Raw genomic sequence first — 18,225 nt, 5'->3', positions numbered from 1 at the left:
ATTTTTAGTTAATAGTTTCTTTTCTCCATTCGTTTATGTTCTTAATCAAAAACACATTTGCTATGACTAATAATAATAAAATTAAAATCTCAGATATATTTGAGGCTTCATATATAACAGCAGTAATAATATGATAAACATTAAATAAACCTAAAATAAAAGCCCAAACAAATGATGTTAAAATATACCACTTTTTAGAAACTTCAATAGTTAATAATCCAAATGTAAGTGCTAGTCCTTCCATTAAAATACGCCATTGGTGTGCCCAAAATGGTGTTTCTCCTGTTGATCCTTCAATAAAGACAGACTCGTTAAAAAATACTGTTGCTAAACCGTATATATGATGAAAAATAAATCCGATAGCGATGAATATCCATAAAAGTGAAATTTTTGTTTTCATTGGTATTTGTGTATTAGTGTTAATAGTAGTTTTATTTTGAGGAGTTGTATTGTTTTTTAAAGCTTCTTCCTCTTTTAAAGCTTTTAAGTTTTTATAATCTATAGGTGCTTTAGAAAAGGCACTTTTAGTTTTAATAGTTGGTTTTATTTTAAAGTAAAACAGCAATGAAAACAGTGCAATGAAAGTCCATAATAAATCAATACATAAAATTTCAAATTGATGATTGATGTATGTTTTCCAAACCCAATTCCCAGTTATAACACCGTTACTAATTGGGATTAAAAATCCAAGAATAGTACCAAGCAATAAAGATGTTTTGTTGGTGTAGTAATTGTCTCTTTTAAATCTGTAAAAAGCAATAAATATTAGCCAAGTAATAAAGTAAAAATAGTAGATACTAGTTTGTTTGTCAGTATAATATCCGTTGGTGAGTTTTACAAATAAAAAAGCTAACGCAGTAACGGGTAACATAGATAAACAAATGGAAAGGTAAATATGTCCAACTTTTGCAGTATATAAACGTTGACGTATAGTCATACTTTTTTTGTTACGAGCCTCAATCCATATTAAAACGCCAGTAATAATGACAAAGCAAGTGATTAATGAAAGAATGAAATAGATGATTTTGATAAATGACCCTCCATAATCACCAAAATGTAAACGTGTTAATACACGTTGAGTATCTTCATTATAATTTAAATTATTTGGATTTTTCTCTACTTCTATTTTATCAGTATAAGGGTCAAAAATTAATCTTCCTATTCCAACAAAACGATTACTCTCCTTTAATTCACCAATTATGGTATATTTCATATTTACACCACCATAATTTTTTATAAACGCTTGCGTAAGGTGAAAATCTTCCCAATGATCAGCTGTTTTTTGAACAAAAGAATTAAAACTAGGCATCTCTTCATTTGATGTTGAAACCCATTCATAGTTTTTACGTTCAGGACGTAAGTCTTCTAATAACTTATCTTGATTACCATTGTATAAAAAATTAGCAGGAAGTAATACTAAAATGCTTAACCCAAAATAGGTTCCAGTAACAGCGAAAATAAATTGAAAGGGTAAACCTATAATTCCAAGTGCTGTATGAGCATCAGTCCAAACCTTTTTTAAAATTGCTTTAGGATTAAAAGAATAAAATTTAGGAATAATTTTTTTCCAATGTACAATGACACCTGTTACAATAGCAAATAAAAAAAATAAGGAAACAAAACCGGCTAAATAAATACCTATAACAGGAAACTGTTGAAAAAAGTGAAGACGATATAGAAATTCTCCAAGGCTATATTGTTCAATATAAGATTTGGTTTCTTTTGATTTAATATCTACATAAAAGTAATTAGGAACCTTTCCTTTAGCAGAAGCTAATGTGTCTTTACTTGCAGTCATATTAACAAAAATATGATCGCTTTTTTCTCCAAAATTAATATGTAAATCTCTTCCTGTTAATTCGTAATTTTTATCTAACGAAGATAAAATATCATTGTAATTTATATTTTTTCGTTCAGTATGACTAATCGATTTTCCTTCTTCCCAGAGTTGAATCTCTTCTTTAAATAAAGCAAAAGCACCTGCAAAGAATATTATATATAAAGCAACACTAATTACAATTCCACTAATAGTGTGCGTGTTAAAAAAAACATTGTAGTTTCGATTGCTCATTATAAAAAGGGATTGTTTTGGTTACCAAAATAATATGCTATGTATAACAGCAAGGAAATGATTAAGTATAAAGCCCAAGCTTTCCATCCATTTTTAAATAGAAACGGAATAATTAAGCAAGTGCACCATACTATAAACGTACTAAAGATTGAAGTAACCATTATTTCTTTTGAATATGGTAACCATAGTGCTAAAACCATATGCAATAATGCACTGATTATATAACCACCTAAAACTCCTGCTGATACTTTAGCGAATTGTTGTGAAGGTGATTTTGTTAAATATTTAGTGTTTGCAGGCATGTTTATGATGTTAAAAACTCTATAGTTATACTTATTATAAAAAGAAGAATGAGAAATTTATAATTTGCTTCCTTAATAGGGTTAAAAAGTATGAGTATACTTAGAGTTAATAATAAAAGAGTTAAGTTTATTAATATACCAGTAGTTATTCCATATGTTACTGCAGAAGTAGTAAAAGAAAGTAGGACTACTATAAGGCCAATAATTTTAACTTTTAAGGCATTGTTTTTTATCAACTTCTCTAATAAATTATTATGCAAAATTGCTTCCTTAGAAGTGTTTAATAACATAAAAACACTCATAAAATTTAATAATAGTATAACTGTATTCATCTTTAAGTTATTTATGTAATTATTTAAAAAGGCATAACTCAAAGTTCAAAAACAATGAGTTATGCTCGCATTTAATAAATGACAATTCAAATTATAATAGACACAATTTATGTGAAAATTATTATTAAAATTTATATGTTAAAGTTCCTAAAAATGCTCTAGGTGCTTGCGGAGTTACCGTACTCCAACCTTTATAATATTCTTTGTCAGTTAAATTGTTTGCTTTTACACTTATTCTAAATTTATCATGCTCATAGTAAAGAGAAGCATTAAAAATGGTGTATGCTGGAAGAATAAAATCACCAGCTATAGGGTAACCAACCATAGTGTTATAATCACTAGCACCATTAACACCGAAACCTAAACCAAAGTTTTTAGCAATTCCTTCTAAGAATTTATAATCAGCCCAAAAGTTGTATGATGTTTCTGGACCAGCTTCAGCTAAACGTTTTCCAATTAAATCTGGCCTAGAAACTGATTTTGTTACTTTAGCATCATTATAGCTAAATCCACCACGGAGGTTTAAGCCCTCTATAGGATTAGCATTTAGTTCTAACTCAAAACCTTTACTATTAACAGTTCCGTCTTGTTGCTTGCTAGCACCGAATCCCATTATTTTATCTTTTACAGTAATATCATAGTAGCTAAGAGAAGCTTCTAATTTATTATTGAATAAGTTTGTTTTTACACCAAACTCTAATTGGTTAGCTTGTTCTAAATCGTATGATTGTAATTTTGTTCCAGCAGCAGGGTTAGCTACATCAATAGGTACTATTTCTGGGTTTACGTATGAGAAGCCGTTTTGATAATTAGCAAATACTGATAATTGATTCAGTATAGGTTGGTAAACAATTCCAAACTTAGGTGAAAAAGTAGATTTTGAATATGCTTTTTGATCATCAGTAGCATCATTTGCATCACCATCATATTTGAATCTATCATAACGAACTCCCGCCATAACAGATAATTCTGGTAAAATATTTACTACGTCTGAAATATATCCACTAAGAACATCTTGATTAATATCAGTATTTGATCTTGGAACATTTGCTAAAACAGCACTAAGGCTAGCTTGATTTGTAGGCAAATTTGCGAAACCAAAAGCTGCTGGTACTGGAATTAATTGACCTTGTGGTGTTGTAACATTAATTCCTCTGAAACCAGAACTATTATCCATAATTTGAGATTTTAAATAATCAACACCAATTACAACTCTGTTTCTAATAGTTCCTAATTTAAAATCACCAGTAAAGTTTTGTTGTAATGCTAATGTATTAGTTTCTGCATCTGTTTGTTGAGCATATAAACCGAATAAATTTGCGCGAAGATTATATAAATAAGTGTAATGTCCTTTGGATTTAGCATTACCACCAGCAATAATTGTTTGTGATGACCAATTATCAGAAACTTTATAAGCAATCTCTCCTCTGAAATTTTGAGTTGGGTTTTTAATAGAAATATCATTACTAGTTAATGATTTGTTTCTGTCGTAATTTAGTTCACCTAAATTTTTAAAAGTTAACGCAGCTCCTCTATTTAAAAATAAAAAAGCTTGGTTAGTTTGATCAGTAGATGAAAGCTCATAGTTAAAGTTTAATGTTAACCTATTATTTACTTTATAAGAAATGGCAGGAGCTAAAAATAAAGATTTTCTAAATCCAGCATCTTGAAAACTATCTTCAGTTTGATATCCAGCATTAAATCGTAATGAAATATCCTCGTTATCTTCAAGGTTCGTGTTAAAATCAACTGTTAACTTTTTAAACCCAAAAGAACCTCCACCAACAGTAATGTTTCCTCCAGTTCCTTTGTAGGGTTTTTTAGTTACAATATTAATTAAACCACCATAAGAAGTCACAGTACTTCCAAACAAAGTAGCAGATGGTCCTTTAACAACTTCAATTCTTTCAACATTATCAGGATTAATAAATCCATTTGTTATTCCTGGTACTCCATTTACTAGTTGAGGTTGAATTGAAAAACCACGAATTGCATAATAACCTGCACCATCACCACTTCTACCAGTTGATGACCATAATTTTTCTACACCCGTAGTGTTTTTTAGCGCCTCTTCAAAACTAATAACTGATTGAGAAATTAATAATTGATTGGTAACAGTACTGTAAACTTGAGCGTTTTCAATATTTTTTAAAGGTAATTTTGCTACATAAGCTGATTTTTTTCTCGAAAATTTATTTTTTCTATTTGTGTCTACAATTACTTCATTAAGTAATTCATTTCCTTCATAAATTGTAATTGTTAATTTTTTTGAATTCCCATCGGTTACTAAAGTCTTAGTTTTAAATCCGATATAAGAAATGACAAGTGTTTTTTCACCTCTATTGTTAGTGTTTAATTTAAAATTACCATCAATGTCTGTTTGAGTTCCATTTTTAGTTCCTTTAATTATTACGTTAACACCTATTAAAGGTTCGTTATTGTTGTCTACTACTGTTCCGCTGATAGATCCCCCTTGCGCTACAGAATTAGCCATTACTAAAAATAGCATAATGGCGGTTATTACTCCTTTCATTGTATTTATTTAGATTTAATAAAATTTAATTCAGCAAAAATATTTCATTAAAATGTAACAGCAAAACTTATTTAGATTAAATTTAAATAAAAAAAACTAATGTTTTGAAGTTTCGATATTTAATAGATAGAATATTCTGTATATTTGTAAGAAGAATTATAAATTATGATGGCTTGTAGTCCTTTTGAAGACTTGCTTATACTTCTAAAGTTTCTCATAAAGAGAAATCCCGAATAATAAAGTTTAAAGACAATAAAAATTTAAGTATTAATCTTTAAACTAAAATAAATATGCCTTTTTATCATAAATTAGGAAAAATTCCACCAAAGCGTCATACTCAATTTCGTAAGGAAGATGGAAGTTTGTATTACGAACAATTATTTGGAACTATTGGTTTTGACGGAATGTCTACTAATAGTTATCATGAACATAGACCAACAATGGTCAAAGAAATTCGTAAACAGTATTCAGTTGCGCCAAAAATAGCAAAAGCTAATAATATACAATCTTATCGTTTCAGAGGGTTTCAAGTTCCTCCTGAAAATGATTATCTAGAAAGTAGAAAAGTTGTATTAACAAATTCAGATTGTAATATAATTTTATCAGCTCCGAAAGAGTCTACTAAAGATTACTTTTATAAAAATACAGACGCTGATGAAGTAATTTTTATTCATAAAGGAACAGGGAAACTTCGTACTATGTTAGGAAACATAGAGTTCAAATACGGAGATTACTTAGTGATCCCTAGAGGGATTATTTATAAACTAGATTTTGATGATGAAAATAATAGATTATTCATTGTAGAATCATATTCACCTGTATATACACCAAAACGTTACAGAAACTGGTTTGGCCAATTACTAGAGCATTCCCCTTTTTGTGAAAGAGATTTAAGAAGGCCGGAAGAATTAGAAACGTATAATGAGTTAGGTGATTTTTTAATTAAAGTAAAAAAACAAGGAGAAATTATAGAAATGGTATATGCATCTCATCCTTTTGATGTAGTAGGTTATGATGGTTATAATTTTCCATATGCGTTCTCTATACATGACTTTGAACCAATTACTGGTAGAATTCATCAACCACCACCAGTTCATCAAACTTTTGAAACTAATGCATTTGTAATTTGTAGTTTTGTGCCACGTTTATATGATTATCATCCAAAAGCAATTCCTGCACCGTATAATCATAGTAATATAGATTCAGATGAAGTTTTATATTATGTAGATGGTGATTTTATGAGTAGAAATGATATTGATCAAGGCCATATTTCTTTACATCCAGCGGGAATTCCTCATGGTCCACACCCAGGAGCAGCTGAAAGAAGTATTGGTCATACTGAAACTGAAGAATTAGCTGTAATGGTTGATACATTTAAACCATTACAAGTTACTGAAGAGGCAATGAAAATTGCAGATGAAGATTATTACAAATCTTGGTTAGAATAATTAGTTCAGTATTAGTGATTGAGTATAAGGTAAATAAAACTATTTCTTTTTAACATAGGTTATAGTTTAATAAATAAAAAATTAAAGACTTTTAATTCCCAGTTAAGAGTTTCTTTCTGTCAAAGAAAGGTTAGGATGGGGTTTTATTATGAGTAAAAAAGAAGTAAAATCAGTAAACTACGGTTTAGAAAAAATATTTGAAGGAGCACAAGATTTCCTTCCATTGTTAGGAACAGATTATGTAGAGTTTTATGTTGGTAATGCAAAACAAGCAGCACACTTTTATAAAACGGCATTCGGTTTTCAATCATTAGCCTACAAAGGTTTAGAAACAGGTTCTACTGATTCAGTAAGCTATGTATTAGTTCAAGATAAAATACGTTTAGTTTTAACAACTCCTTTAAACAGTAAATCACCTATTAATGATCATATTGTGAAGCATGGTGATGGTGTAAAAATAGTAGCTCTTTGGGTAGATGATGCAAGAAGCGCATATGAAGAAACAACCAAGCGTGGGGCGAAATCTTATATGGAGCCAACTGTTGAAACAGATGAGCATGGTGAAGTTGTTAGAGCTGGAATTTATACTTATGGAGAAACGGTTCATATGTTTGTTGAGCGTAAAAATTATAAAGGTACGTTTATGCCAGGATTCAAAAAGTGGGAATCTGACTATAACCCAACGCCAGTAGGATTAAAATATATTGATCATATGGTTGGAAATGTAGGGTGGAACCAAATGGATGTTTGGGTTAAATGGTATGAAGAAGTAATGGGGTTTGAAAACTTTTTGTCTTTTGATGACAAGCAAATTCATACTGAATACTCAGCTTTAATGAGTAAAGTGATGTCTAATGGAAACGGACGTATTAAGTTTCCTATTAATGAACCAGCTAAAGCAGCGAAAAGATCTCAAATTGAAGAATATTTAGACTTCTATGAAGGAGCAGGAGTACAACATATTGCAGTAGCTACTGATGATATAATCTCTACTGTAAGTCAATTAAAAGCAAGAGGAGTTGAGTTTTTACCACCACCACCACAAGCATATTATGATGATATTCCTAATAGATTAGGAGAGCATAGAGATATGATGAAAGAAGATATTGGTGAGTTACAAAAGCTATCAATAATGATTGATGCTGATGAAGAAGGATATTTATTACAAATTTTTACAAAACCAGTTGAAGATAGACCTACGTTGTTTTTTGAAATAATTCAAAGAATGGGAGCAAGAGGTTTTGGAGCAGGTAATTTTAAAGCGTTGTTTGAATCTATAGAAAGAGAACAAGCAAAAAGAGGAACGCTCTAAACCTAAATCTTAAGATTAACAGAACCAAGAAAAAGATAAAACTCTAAATTCTTGGTTCTCTTTTTTATAAAAAAATGAATCAGATTTTTAAAAATATTAAATCACCTTTCTCATAAAATTTATTTTAATCAGAATATAAAATAAATTTTAATTAAAAAATAGATAAATGAGTAAAGACGATATATTAAAAGCATTAGAAGAGAAGTATGAAAAATTAGGTGTACCTTTAAATACTATTTTAGAAGGATTGTTGCATAGTACACCTATTACATACTGGGATTATATCCAAACTGATGCTTTGTTAGGTTTACAAATTCCTAGAACAACAGAAAAAGATGAGATGGTTTTTATCATGTATCATCAAGTAAATGAACTGTTGTTTAAAATGATATTATGGGAAATTGATCAAATTTCACTTTCAAAAAAAGTAATAACAGCAGAAAAATTTTCAAAACACTTAATGAGGGTAAGCAGGTATTTTGATATGCTGTGCAGTTCATTTAGTGTAATGGGAGAAGGAATGGATGTTGATCAGTATTTAAAGTTTAGAAATACTTTGGCACCAGCTAGTGGGTTTCAAAGTGCGCAATATCGTAAAATAGAGTTTGCTTCAACAGAGTTAATTAACTTAATTGATGTTAGATATAGAGATACAATTGATCGAGATTCATCTTTTAAAAATGCGTTTGAGCATTTGTATTGGCAAGCGGCTGGTAAAAATCATCAAACAGGAGAGAAAACAATACTTATAAAGCTTTTCGAGAAAAAATATATGGGAGAGTTTATTGAGTTTATGGAAGATTACAATGACTGTAATTTGTCTAAAAAATTCAAAGAATTACCTGAGGATGTTCAAAAGAATGAAGAATTAGTAAAAGCTATGCGTCATTATGATTATACTGTAAATGTAAAATGGGTAATGGCACATTATAATGCTGCAGGAAAATATTTAGGTGGTGGAGAAAAAGATTTAGAAGCAACAGGAGGAAGTAATTGGCGCAAATATATGCATCCAAAATACCAACGTAGAATATTTTTTCCTTATTTATGGAGTGAAGAAGAATTGAAAAATTGGGGAACCTTTTAAAAAATAAAAAACCATTAATTTATTGAATTAATGGTTTTTTATTTTTGGAATGGTAATTGTCTATTAAATTTCATAAGTTTGAATATTATGAAAATAAATAAACTATTAATAGTATTGCTTTGTTTAGCAATAAATGTTTCATCTCAAGAAAGGCCTGTGGCTTTTAAAGGAGGAGAATGGTTGCGTTATAAAATGAGTTACAGTGGTTTTTTAAGAGCTGGAACTGCCGTGTTAGAATTAAAAGATGAAAAGTTAAAAAATAGAAATGTAATTCATGCAACAGGAAGAGGTTGGACTACTGGTATGATAAGTTGGTTTTTTGAAGTGAAAGATAAGTATGAAAGCTATTTTACAGCTGATGAGGTAAGGCCATATTTATTTAAAAGGGATATTAATGAAGGAGGTTTTAAGAAAAAAAGAAATGTGTCTTTTAACTATGAAAATAATACAGCTTATGTACAAGATTTTACAAAGCAAAAAGATAGTGTTATTTCAATAAAGAGTCCTCAAGATATGATATCTACTTTTTATTTTTTAAGAAGTTATGATACTCAGAAAATGAAAAAGGGAGAAGAGATTAATGTAGATATGTTTTTTGATGATAAAAGTTACCCTTTTAAACTTCGTTTTTTAGGTTATGAAACTTTAAAAACAAAATTCGGAAAGGTTAAAACTCAGAAATTCAGGCCTTTAGTTCAGGCTGGTAGGGTTTTTAAGGCACAAGAAAGTGTTACGGTTTGGATAACTGCAGATGATAATAAAGTGCCAATTAAAATGAAAGCATCACTAGCTGTTGGGTCGTTACGAGCAGAATTAGAAGCATACAGAGGATTGGCTAATCCTTTCGAAATAATAGTAGATTAACTTTAAGTTGTTTAAGTATTGTTAAAGTGTTAAATACAAATATAAATATTTGTATTTTTGCGAGAATAGGCAATTAAAAACAACCTCCTTGAGAAAAATCACCATTTTACTAGTGTTATTTACTTTTTTATTCTCTTGTAAAAAAGAAGAAAAAAGAGAGATAATTGAGACTAAGGTAATTGAAAAACCAAAACCAGTGCTCTTGTATGGGTTTAATTTAGATAATTATAATGTTGTACATGATACAATAAAAAATGGAGATAGTTTTGGACTTATTTTAGATAGACATCATGTAATGTATCCTAAAATAAATAAAATAGCCACTACAATTAAAGAAACTTTTGATGTAAGAAGAGTTAGATCTGGAAAACCATATACAATATTGACATCAAAAGATTCAATTAAAAAAGCTCAGGTATTTATTTATAAACATAATAAAGTCAATGCAACAATTATAAATTTTAAAGATTCTGTAATTTCTGCATATAAGCATAAAAAGAAAGTTAAAATTGTAGAAAAAGAAATAGCAGGAGAAATTTATTCTAATTTATCTGTTACTATGGATAGTTTAGGGTTAACACCTACATTGACTAACACAGTAGCAGATATCTATGCATGGACATTAGATTTTTATAGATTGCAAAAAGGTGATAAATTTAAACTTATTTATGAAGAGAAATTTATTAATGATACTGTTTTTGTTGGGTATGGAGAAGTAAAAGCTGGCTTGTTTAATCATAAAGGAGAAGATTTATATGCTTATAAGTTTGTAGCTGACTCTATAAAGAATATAGCTGAATTTTACGATGAAAAAGGAAATATGTTAAGGAGTACTTTTCTAAAATCACCTATAAAGTTTCAGTATAGAATATCTTCACGTTATAATTTAAGAAGAAAGATAGCTTTATATGGTAGAGTTAGAGCACACCGAGGAACTGATTTTGCTGCTCCTTATGGAACTCCAATAATGTCAACTGCGAGTGGAACAGTTGTGGAATCAGCTAGAAGAGGAGGTAATGGTAATTATGTTAAAGTGAAACATAATAGCACATATAGTACTCAGTATTTGCATATGAAAAGAAGAAAGGTGAGAGTCGGAGATTATGTGAAGCAAGGAGATATTATAGGTTTAGTAGGTATGACAGGTAATACCAGTGGACCTCATGTATGTTATCGTTTTTGGAAAAACGGTAGACAAGTAGATCCATTTCGTGAAAAATTACCTTCAGCTAAGCCATTAAAAGATAGCATTAAGCCAAGATATTTTAATTTTATAGAACCTTTAAAAAAACAATTAGATAGCATTCCTTTTTTTAAAAAAACTACAGCTATTTTTGTTGAAAAAGAAACATTAGCTACCAAGTAATTATGCCTTTAAAAAACATTAATCCTACAAAAACAGAAGCCTGGGCGAAATTAGAAAAGCACTATGGAGAAGCTAAAAATTATCAGCTTAGAAAGTTGTTTAAAGAAGATAAAAATAGAAAAGAAAACTTTTCTATAAATTTTGAAGAGTTACATGTAGATTTTTCTAAAAATCATATAACAAAAGAAACTTTAAGCAAACTTATTTCCTTGGCTGAGGAAATAGATTTGAAAGATGCCATAGAAAAATATTATACAGGTGATAAGATTAATGTGACAGAAGACAGGTCTGTTCTTCATACAGCATTAAGAAGTAATAGTAATGAACCTGTTTTTGTAGATGGTAAAGATGTAAAACCTCCTGTTCAAACCGCTTTAAGAAAAATTAAGGCTTTTAGTAATAAGGTTATTTCAGGAAAATGGAAAGGTTATACAGGTAAAGCTATAACAGATGTAGTTAACATAGGAGTAGGTGGTTCAGATTTAGGACCAAAAATGGTTGTTGAAGGGTTAAAGTTTTATAAAAATAAATTAAATACACATTTTGTTTCAAATGTTGATGGAGACCATGTTTTTGAAATACTAAAAAAATTAAATCCAGAAACTACATTATTTATAGTTGTATCAAAATCATTTAGTACAAAAGAAACGATAACTAATGCAAATACAATAAGAGATTGGTTTTTAAAGTCAGCAACAGTTTTTGATGTAGCAAAACATTTTGTAGCTGTTTCATCAAATATTAATGCGGTACTGAATTTTGGGATAGATAAGAAAAATGTTTTCCCAATGTGGAATTGGGTAGGTGGTCGTTTTTCATTATGGTCAGCTGTTGGGTTATCTATAAGTTTATCTGTTGGATTCGATAACTTTAAGCGTTTGTTAAATGGAGCAGAAAAAATGGATATTCATTTTAGAGAGACTGATTTTGATAAAAACATACCAGTAATTTTAGCATTATTAAGCCTGTGGTATAACAACTTTTTTCGTTGTGATACTGAAGGTGTTTTTGTGTATTCTCAATATTTAAATATATTACCTGAATATTTGCAACAAGCTGTTATGGAAAGTAACGGTAAAGGGGTAGATAGAAATGGTAATGAAGTTACTTATGAAACGGGTACTATAGTTTGGGGTGGAACAGGTACCAATATGCAACATGCATTTATGCAGTTATTGCATCAAGGAACTAAAATAGTTCCTGCTGACTTTATAGGTTTTGAAGAACCATTGAATGGATTAGCAGATCATCATAAAAAATTAATGGCAAACCTTTATGCTCAAACAGAAGCATTGTCTTTTGGTAAAACTAAAGAAGAAGTGCATTTAGAATTGAAAACTAAAGGAGAATTTGAAAAAGTTAACAAACTACTTCCGTATAAGGTGTTTAAAGGGAATAAACAATCCAACACAATTATATTTAAAAAGCTGACACCTGAGTCTTTAGGAATGTTAATTTCAATGTATGAACATAAAGTATTTACTCAAGGAGTTTTATGGAATATTTACTCTTATGATCAATTTGGTGTTGAATTGGGGAAGGAATTAACAGAAAAAATACTATATAGTTAAAATTTTATTAATTAGAATTGTTTCTAATCATTGAAAATAAGTGATTTATTTTAGGTTATCTGAAAAAATGTTAACGTTAAGTTAATATTGGTAAAGTTAAAAATCAGGAATTTTGCCAAGCATTTAATAACAAATTAGATTAGATAATGAAAAAAATTAAAAATGTATTACTTGTGGCTTTGTTTTTTATAACTGCTGCAGTTGTAGGACAAACCAAGATTACTGGTATTGTGGTTGACGAAATGGGTGAACCATTACCAGGAGCAAACGTTGTAGTTAAGGGGACTACTAACGGAATTGGAACTGATTTCAACGGTAAATTTACGTTGAACTCAAAATCTAATTCAGGAGTAGTTGAGGTTTCTTTTGTTGGTTACGACACTAAAAATGTATCTTTTACATCAGCTAAAACCAATTTAGGACAAATTCAATTACAACCATCTAATGTATTAGGGGAAGTAGTTATTACAGGAGTAATTGATATCGCTAAAGATAGACAAACTCCAGTTGCATCTTCTACTATTAGAGCTGAAGAAATTCAAGAGAAGTTAGGATCTCAAGAGTTTCCTGAAATTTTAAAATCTACACCTTCAGTTTATGCAACTAAACAAGGTGGTGGTTTTGGTGATTCTAGACTTTCTATTAGAGGTTTTGATCAAGAAAATGTTGCTGTTTTAATTAACGGTGTTCCAGTAAATGATATGGAAAATGGTAGAGTATACTGGTCTAACTGGATGGGGTTATCTGATGTTACTTCAGCTATGCAAGTACAAAGAGGTTTAGGTTCTTCTAAATTAGCTAATGCTTCTGTTGGAGGTACAGTTAATATTGTAACAAAAACTTCACAACAAAGAGAAGGTGGTAATGTAGGATTTAGTTATGGTAATGATAACTATATGAAATACAGAGCATCATATTCTACAGGGAAATTAGAAAGCGGTCTTTCTGCTTCTATTTTATTAAGTAGAACACAACAAGATGGTTACGTTGATGGTACAAAAGCTGTTGGGCATAACTATTTTATTGGATTAGGGTATGCAGTAAATGATGATCACCAATTAGAATTTACTTTTACAGGAGCTCCACAATGGCACAACCAAAGAAGTTATGCTGAATCTATTTCTACTTACCAAAAATATGGAGTAGGTGGAGAGCCAAATATTAAATACAACGCAGCTTGGGGATATTTAAATGGAGAAGAGTTTTCATTTAGAAGAAACTTTTACCACAAGCCTGTTATGTCATTAAACCATGACTGGACAATTTCTGATGCTTCAAAATTATCAACTGTAGTTTATGCTTCATGGGGACGTGGAGGAGGAACAGGTCCTATTGGAGATGTAAATAACATCAGAGACTTTGATTCAAGATTAAGAGATTCTAATGGTATTGTTCGTTTTGATGATATCGCTAAGTGGAATGCTGGAGGAAGTGTTCCTGATTTCGGAGCAGATAGAACTAGTACTATCAGTGATAGAAGTAACGGTTTAACAAGAAGAGCTTCTATGAATTCTCATAACTGGTATGGAGCAGTTGTTAACTTCCATAATGATGCAAATGAAAACTTAAGTTGGGATTTAGGTATTGACGTAAGAACTTATAAAGGAATTCACTATAGAGTTGTAAACAACTTATTAGGAGCTACTGGTTATGTTGATAGCAGAGATAGAAATAACCCAAATAGAAATATTACTGATTTCGTTGAAGCTTCTCCAAGCTTTAACCCTTGGCAAAATATTTCTGATCAACAAAAAATTGAATATTACAATGATGGTAATGTACGTTGGTTAGGTGCTTTTGGACAAGTTGAATACAAAAATGATAAAATATCTACTTACTTACAAGGGGGTATTTCTCAACAAGGTTTCCAAAGAGTTGATTACTTTAACTTAGGAGCTCATAACGGTACTGAACAAGCATCTTCTTTTAAAAATTTAATTGGAGGTAATATTAAAGGGGGACTTAACTGGAACATTAATGAAGCACATAACGTATTCTTTAATGCTGGTTTTATTTCTAAACAACCTTTCTTTAACTCAGTATACACAAGTTTTACTAACAATGATATTAATCCATTCTTAACTAATGAAAAAATCATAAATTATGAAGTTGGTTATGGATTTAGTCATGAAAACTATGCTGTTAAATTAAATGCATATAGAACTTCATGGAAAGATAGATTTTTAAGAGGAAGAGGTTCAGTTAGAGGTAACTTTGTACAAATTAACGGAGTTGAGCAAGTTCACTCTGGAATTGAATTAGAAACTCTTGCTAAGTTTGGTAAACTGAAAATTGAAGGTATGATATCTTTAGGTGACTTTGAGTACAAAGGTGAAGCTATTGGTACTGAGTACGATCAAAACAACGATTTAGTACAAGATAACATTACTTTTTACTTAGATGGAGCTAAAGCTGGTAATCAAGCACAAACAACAGCTAGAGTTGGTTTTACATATGAAGCTACTGAGTCTTTAAAATTTGATATTGATCAATTTTATGCTTCTAGGTTATATGCTAGTATATCTCCAGCTGCTTTTTCTAGTAAAACTACAGCAGCGTTAGGATCTTTACAGCTTCCTGGTCACTCATTAATAAATGCAGGTGTATCATATAAATTAAAGCTTAATGATAAAATGAAATTAAAATTCCGTTTTAACGTTAACAACTTAACTAATGAAGTTTATATTTCTGATTCAGCAACTAATATTCATGCTACATCTGGTTCAACTACTTATAGAGGAATTGATGTAAGAAATAGAGTATACTTTGGTTTCGGAAGAACATGGAATACTTCTGTTAGATTTGAATTTTAATAGTATTTAACTACTAATTAAATATAATTTAAAACCACCTCATATGAGGTGGTTTTTATATATATATAAATTTAGTAAATTTGTGCCCAATTAAAATTTAACAAAAGATGGTTAAGAGTAATAATTCATTTGGGTTTTTTATAGTGTTATTTTGCATTTTAATTAGCACTACAGAAACTTTTTCAAAAGATAATTCCCCAATTACTTCTATAGAGAAAACATCTAAATTTAAGCCACAAAATGATGTGATTAAATATACATTAACTGATGACGATTATTCATTAGTAGGCAATGGTTTTAGTAATTTTGATATAAGAGAAGGGTACGATGAGGAAACTGTAATGGTTAGGTTAGCAAAAATCAGTAAGATTCTATTAAATAATTTTCCTAACTACAAAAAAGGACAAAAACTTGCTGTTTCTTATAATGTATGGAAGCCAGGAGATGATGTTTTTGTTATGAATGTTGAGTTTAATGGAACGAAGTATGTTTTACAAAAAAAATAAACTTTAATAGGTAGTTTATAAAAAAAGCTAGATATTTTTATATATCTAGCTTTTTTGTTTTTTTAGTATTCCTAAGAGAGTTACTATTTAATAAGCTCTTTTGTCATTACCTTCATAAAAGTTGATGAAAGCTTGGTTTACTACTCTATGACCTCCATCAGTAGGATAATCACCAGTAAAGTACCAATCTCCTAAGTTTTCAGGACATGCTTTGTGTAGCTTGCTTACTGGCTGGTATATCACTTCAACATTTGATTTAATTTCAGGAGTTTTAAGCATTTCAGCTATTTTAGCAGAAATTTGTTGATCTGTAAAAGGAGCATAAACTTCTTTTACATAATTAACAATATCTTTATCATGATTATTCTGCTGCTCTATACACTTCTGATATACATCATATACTATATGATATTGATTTGTTTCTTTAAGTAGCTCTAAAGCGGCTTTAAATGCTATAAAATCACCTATTCTTGCCATGTCAATACCATAACAATCAGGATAACGAATTTGTGGAGCTGAAGATACAATTACAATTTTCTTAGGTTGTAATCTGTCTAATATTTTAATAATACTTTTCTTTAAAGTTGTTCCACGAACAATACTATCGTCAATGATAACTAAATTGTCAGTAGGCTTTACAACTCCATAAGTAACATCATAAACATGGGCAACTAAGTCATCTCTACTACTATCATCAGTAATAAATGTTCTTAATTTTGCATCTTTAATTGCTATTTTTTCAAATCGCGGACGAGTTGATAAAATTTCAATAACTCTTTCTTTAGATAATTTCCCACCACCGGCTAAAATAGCGTCAGTTTTTTGTTGATTTAATACATCTTCAGCTGCTTCCATCATTCCAAAGAATGAGGTTTCGGCTGTGTTAGGAATATAAGAGAATACAGAATTTTCTATATCACTATTAATAGATTTTAAAACTTCAGGAAAAACAAATTTCCCTAAATTTTTACGCTCTTCATATATACTAGCATCACTACCTCTAGAAAAATAGATACGTTCAAAAGAACAAGCTTTCTTAGGTCTTTGTTCTAGAATAGGAGCCATTGTAGTTTTTCCGTTTTTCTTAATAATTAAAGCGTGACCTCTATCAATTTCTTTAATTTTATCAATGTCAACATTGAAAACAGTTTGTATAACTGGACGTTCAGAAGCTACAACCACCACTTCATCATCTTGATAATAAAAAGCGGGTCTTATAGCAGCTGGGTCTCTTAAAACAAATGCATCACCATGTCCTAATAAACCAGCCATTGCATAACCTCCATCCCAATTTCTTGATGAACGTTTTAAAATACGTTGTATATCTAGATGTTCTTCAATAAAAGGAGAAGCATCCTTTTTATTTAAACCAACATCTTTAGCTTTTAAATATGTATCAGAAACTTCATCTTCTAAAAAGTGTCCAATTTTTTCCATTACAGTAACTGTATCGGCAGATTCTTTTGGGTGTTGTCCTAAATCAATCAATTCTTTCATTAATTGTTTAGAGTTAGTCATGTTAAAGTTACCAGCAACAATTAAACTTTGATGTCTCCAGTTACTTTGACGTAGAAAAGGGTGTACATTTTCTATGCTATTTCCTCCAAATGTACCGTAACGAACGTGACCTAAAAATAAATTTCCGATATATGGCATATTTTCCTCTTGCCATTGAACATCATCAATTTTATCAGGATTCTTTTCAAAAATACCATTGATTCGCTCATTAACTTGACCAAAAATATCTTGTATTGGTTGTGATTTATTTGAACGAACTCTACTAATATATCTTGTTCCAGGTTCTACATTGAATTTTATACTTGCCATCCCAGCACCGTCTTGACCACGATTGTGCTGTTTTTCCATAAGCAGGTACATTTTGTTAACTCCATAAAATGCGGTACCGTATTTTTCCTTGTAGTATTCTAAAGGTTTTAATAACCTTACCATAGCAATTCCACATTCATGTTTTAAAGCGTCGCTCATTTATAAAAGTGTTTATTAGTTGTGTTTTTTAGTG

Annotated in this window: 13 protein-coding genes; 8 read left to right on the top strand and 5 right to left on the bottom strand. The window is 30.0% G+C overall.

Annotated features, from left to right (window positions below; all coding sequences use genetic code 11):
* Positions 1-4: 4 nt before the first annotated feature.
* The 4 genes from DS884_RS06195 to DS884_RS06180 form a co-directional block, all read right to left on the bottom strand.
* Positions 5-2,071 (bottom strand): PepSY-associated TM helix domain-containing protein, encoded by a 2,067-nt coding sequence (locus DS884_RS06195; protein WP_113786149.1) that lies wholly within the window; start codon positions 2,069-2,071, stop codon positions 5-7.
* Positions 2,071-2,373, bottom strand: a complete 303-nt coding sequence (locus DS884_RS06190; protein WP_113786148.1) for a hypothetical protein — start codon at positions 2,371-2,373, stop codon at positions 2,071-2,073. Before DS884_RS06190 ends, DS884_RS06195 begins: the two co-directional genes overlap by 1 nt.
* Positions 2,374-2,375: 2 nt before the next feature.
* The gene (locus DS884_RS06185) at positions 2,376-2,705 is read right to left on the bottom strand and encodes a hypothetical protein (protein ID WP_113786147.1); all 330 of its coding nucleotides are present in this window, start codon (positions 2,703-2,705) and stop codon (positions 2,376-2,378) included.
* A 124-nt stretch (positions 2,706-2,829) separates the two neighbouring features.
* Positions 2,830-5,238, bottom strand: coding sequence for a TonB-dependent receptor (locus DS884_RS06180; protein WP_113786146.1), 2,409 nt, complete (start codon positions 5,236-5,238; stop codon positions 2,830-2,832).
* Positions 5,239-5,528: 290 nt separating this feature from the next.
* Between DS884_RS06180 and DS884_RS06175 the strand changes: the two genes are divergently transcribed.
* The 8 genes from DS884_RS06175 (at position 5,529) to DS884_RS06140 (ending at position 16,205) form a co-directional block, all read left to right on the top strand.
* A complete protein-coding gene (locus tag DS884_RS06175; RefSeq protein WP_093869696.1) occupies positions 5,529-6,686 on the top strand; it encodes a homogentisate 1,2-dioxygenase in 1,158 nt (385 codons plus the stop codon).
* 148 nt (positions 6,687-6,834) lie between these two features.
* Entirely contained in the window at positions 6,835-7,998 is a 1,164-nt protein-coding gene (hppD, locus tag DS884_RS06170; RefSeq protein WP_093869697.1) for a 4-hydroxyphenylpyruvate dioxygenase, read from the top strand.
* A 166-nt stretch (positions 7,999-8,164) separates the two neighbouring features.
* Entirely contained in the window at positions 8,165-9,085 is a 921-nt protein-coding gene (locus DS884_RS06165) for a tryptophan 2,3-dioxygenase family protein (RefSeq protein WP_113786145.1), read from the top strand.
* Between the two features lie 87 nt (positions 9,086-9,172).
* Positions 9,173-9,949 (top strand): DUF3108 domain-containing protein, encoded by a 777-nt coding sequence (locus DS884_RS06160; protein ID WP_113786144.1) that lies wholly within the window; start codon positions 9,173-9,175, stop codon positions 9,947-9,949.
* Positions 9,950-10,037: 88 nt separating this feature from the next.
* Positions 10,038-11,315 carry a M23 family metallopeptidase gene (locus tag DS884_RS06155; RefSeq protein ID WP_093869699.1) on the top strand — a complete coding sequence of 426 codons (1,278 nt, stop codon included), beginning with the start codon at positions 10,038-10,040 and terminating at the stop codon, positions 11,313-11,315.
* A 2-nt stretch (positions 11,316-11,317) separates the two neighbouring features.
* On the top strand, positions 11,318-12,886 hold the full coding sequence (gene pgi, locus DS884_RS06150; RefSeq protein WP_093869700.1) for a glucose-6-phosphate isomerase: 1,569 nt from the start codon (positions 11,318-11,320) through the stop codon (positions 12,884-12,886).
* A gap of 146 nt (positions 12,887-13,032) precedes the next feature.
* Positions 13,033-15,699: a TonB-dependent receptor gene (locus tag DS884_RS06145; RefSeq protein WP_093869701.1), complete on the top strand. Its 2,667-nt coding sequence runs from the start codon at positions 13,033-13,035 to the stop codon at positions 15,697-15,699.
* Positions 15,700-15,806: 107 nt separating this feature from the next.
* Positions 15,807-16,205 carry a hypothetical protein gene (locus DS884_RS06140; RefSeq protein WP_093869702.1) on the top strand — a complete coding sequence of 133 codons (399 nt, stop codon included), beginning with the start codon at positions 15,807-15,809 and terminating at the stop codon, positions 16,203-16,205.
* Positions 16,206-16,292: 87 nt separating this feature from the next.
* Here the strand turns inward: DS884_RS06140 and DS884_RS06135 are convergent, their stop codons facing one another.
* Positions 16,293-18,191: an amidophosphoribosyltransferase gene (locus tag DS884_RS06135; protein ID WP_093869703.1), complete on the bottom strand. Its 1,899-nt coding sequence runs from the start codon at positions 18,189-18,191 to the stop codon at positions 16,293-16,295.
* Positions 18,192-18,225 lie beyond the last annotated feature (34 nt).

The sequence above is a fragment of the Tenacibaculum sp. E3R01 genome (assembly GCF_003318185.1).
In the GTDB taxonomy this organism is placed as follows: Bacteria; Bacteroidota; Bacteroidia; order Flavobacteriales; family Flavobacteriaceae; genus Polaribacter; species Polaribacter halocynthiae.
This window is presented reverse-complemented; position numbering and strand designations above follow the sequence as displayed.

Excerpts from the sequence above, each read along its gene's own strand:
- DS884_RS06190 (WP_113786148.1), bottom strand. The coding sequence starts at position 2,373 with ATGCCTGCAAACACTAAATATTTAACAAAATCACCTTCACAACAATTC.
- DS884_RS06135 (WP_093869703.1), bottom strand. The coding sequence starts at position 18,191 with ATGAGCGACGCTTTAAAACATGAATGTGGAATTGCTATGGTAAGGTTA.
- hppD (WP_093869697.1), top strand. The coding sequence starts at position 6,835 with ATGAGTAAAAAAGAAGTAAAATCAGTAAACTACGGTTTAGAAAAAATA.
- DS884_RS06140 (WP_093869702.1), top strand. The coding sequence starts at position 15,807 with ATGGTTAAGAGTAATAATTCATTTGGGTTTTTTATAGTGTTATTTTGC.
- DS884_RS06145 (WP_093869701.1), top strand. The coding sequence starts at position 13,033 with ATGAAAAAAATTAAAAATGTATTACTTGTGGCTTTGTTTTTTATAACT.
- DS884_RS06180 (WP_113786146.1), bottom strand. The coding sequence starts at position 5,238 with ATGAAAGGAGTAATAACCGCCATTATGCTATTTTTAGTAATGGCTAAT.
- DS884_RS06185 (WP_113786147.1), bottom strand. The coding sequence starts at position 2,705 with ATGAATACAGTTATACTATTATTAAATTTTATGAGTGTTTTTATGTTA.
- DS884_RS06165 (WP_113786145.1), top strand. The coding sequence starts at position 8,165 with ATGAGTAAAGACGATATATTAAAAGCATTAGAAGAGAAGTATGAAAAA.
- pgi (WP_093869700.1), top strand. The coding sequence starts at position 11,318 with ATGCCTTTAAAAAACATTAATCCTACAAAAACAGAAGCCTGGGCGAAA.
- DS884_RS06160 (WP_113786144.1), top strand. The coding sequence starts at position 9,173 with ATGAAAATAAATAAACTATTAATAGTATTGCTTTGTTTAGCAATAAAT.
- DS884_RS06175 (WP_093869696.1), top strand. The coding sequence starts at position 5,529 with ATGCCTTTTTATCATAAATTAGGAAAAATTCCACCAAAGCGTCATACT.
- DS884_RS06195 (WP_113786149.1), bottom strand. The coding sequence starts at position 2,071 with ATGAGCAATCGAAACTACAATGTTTTTTTTAACACGCACACTATTAGT.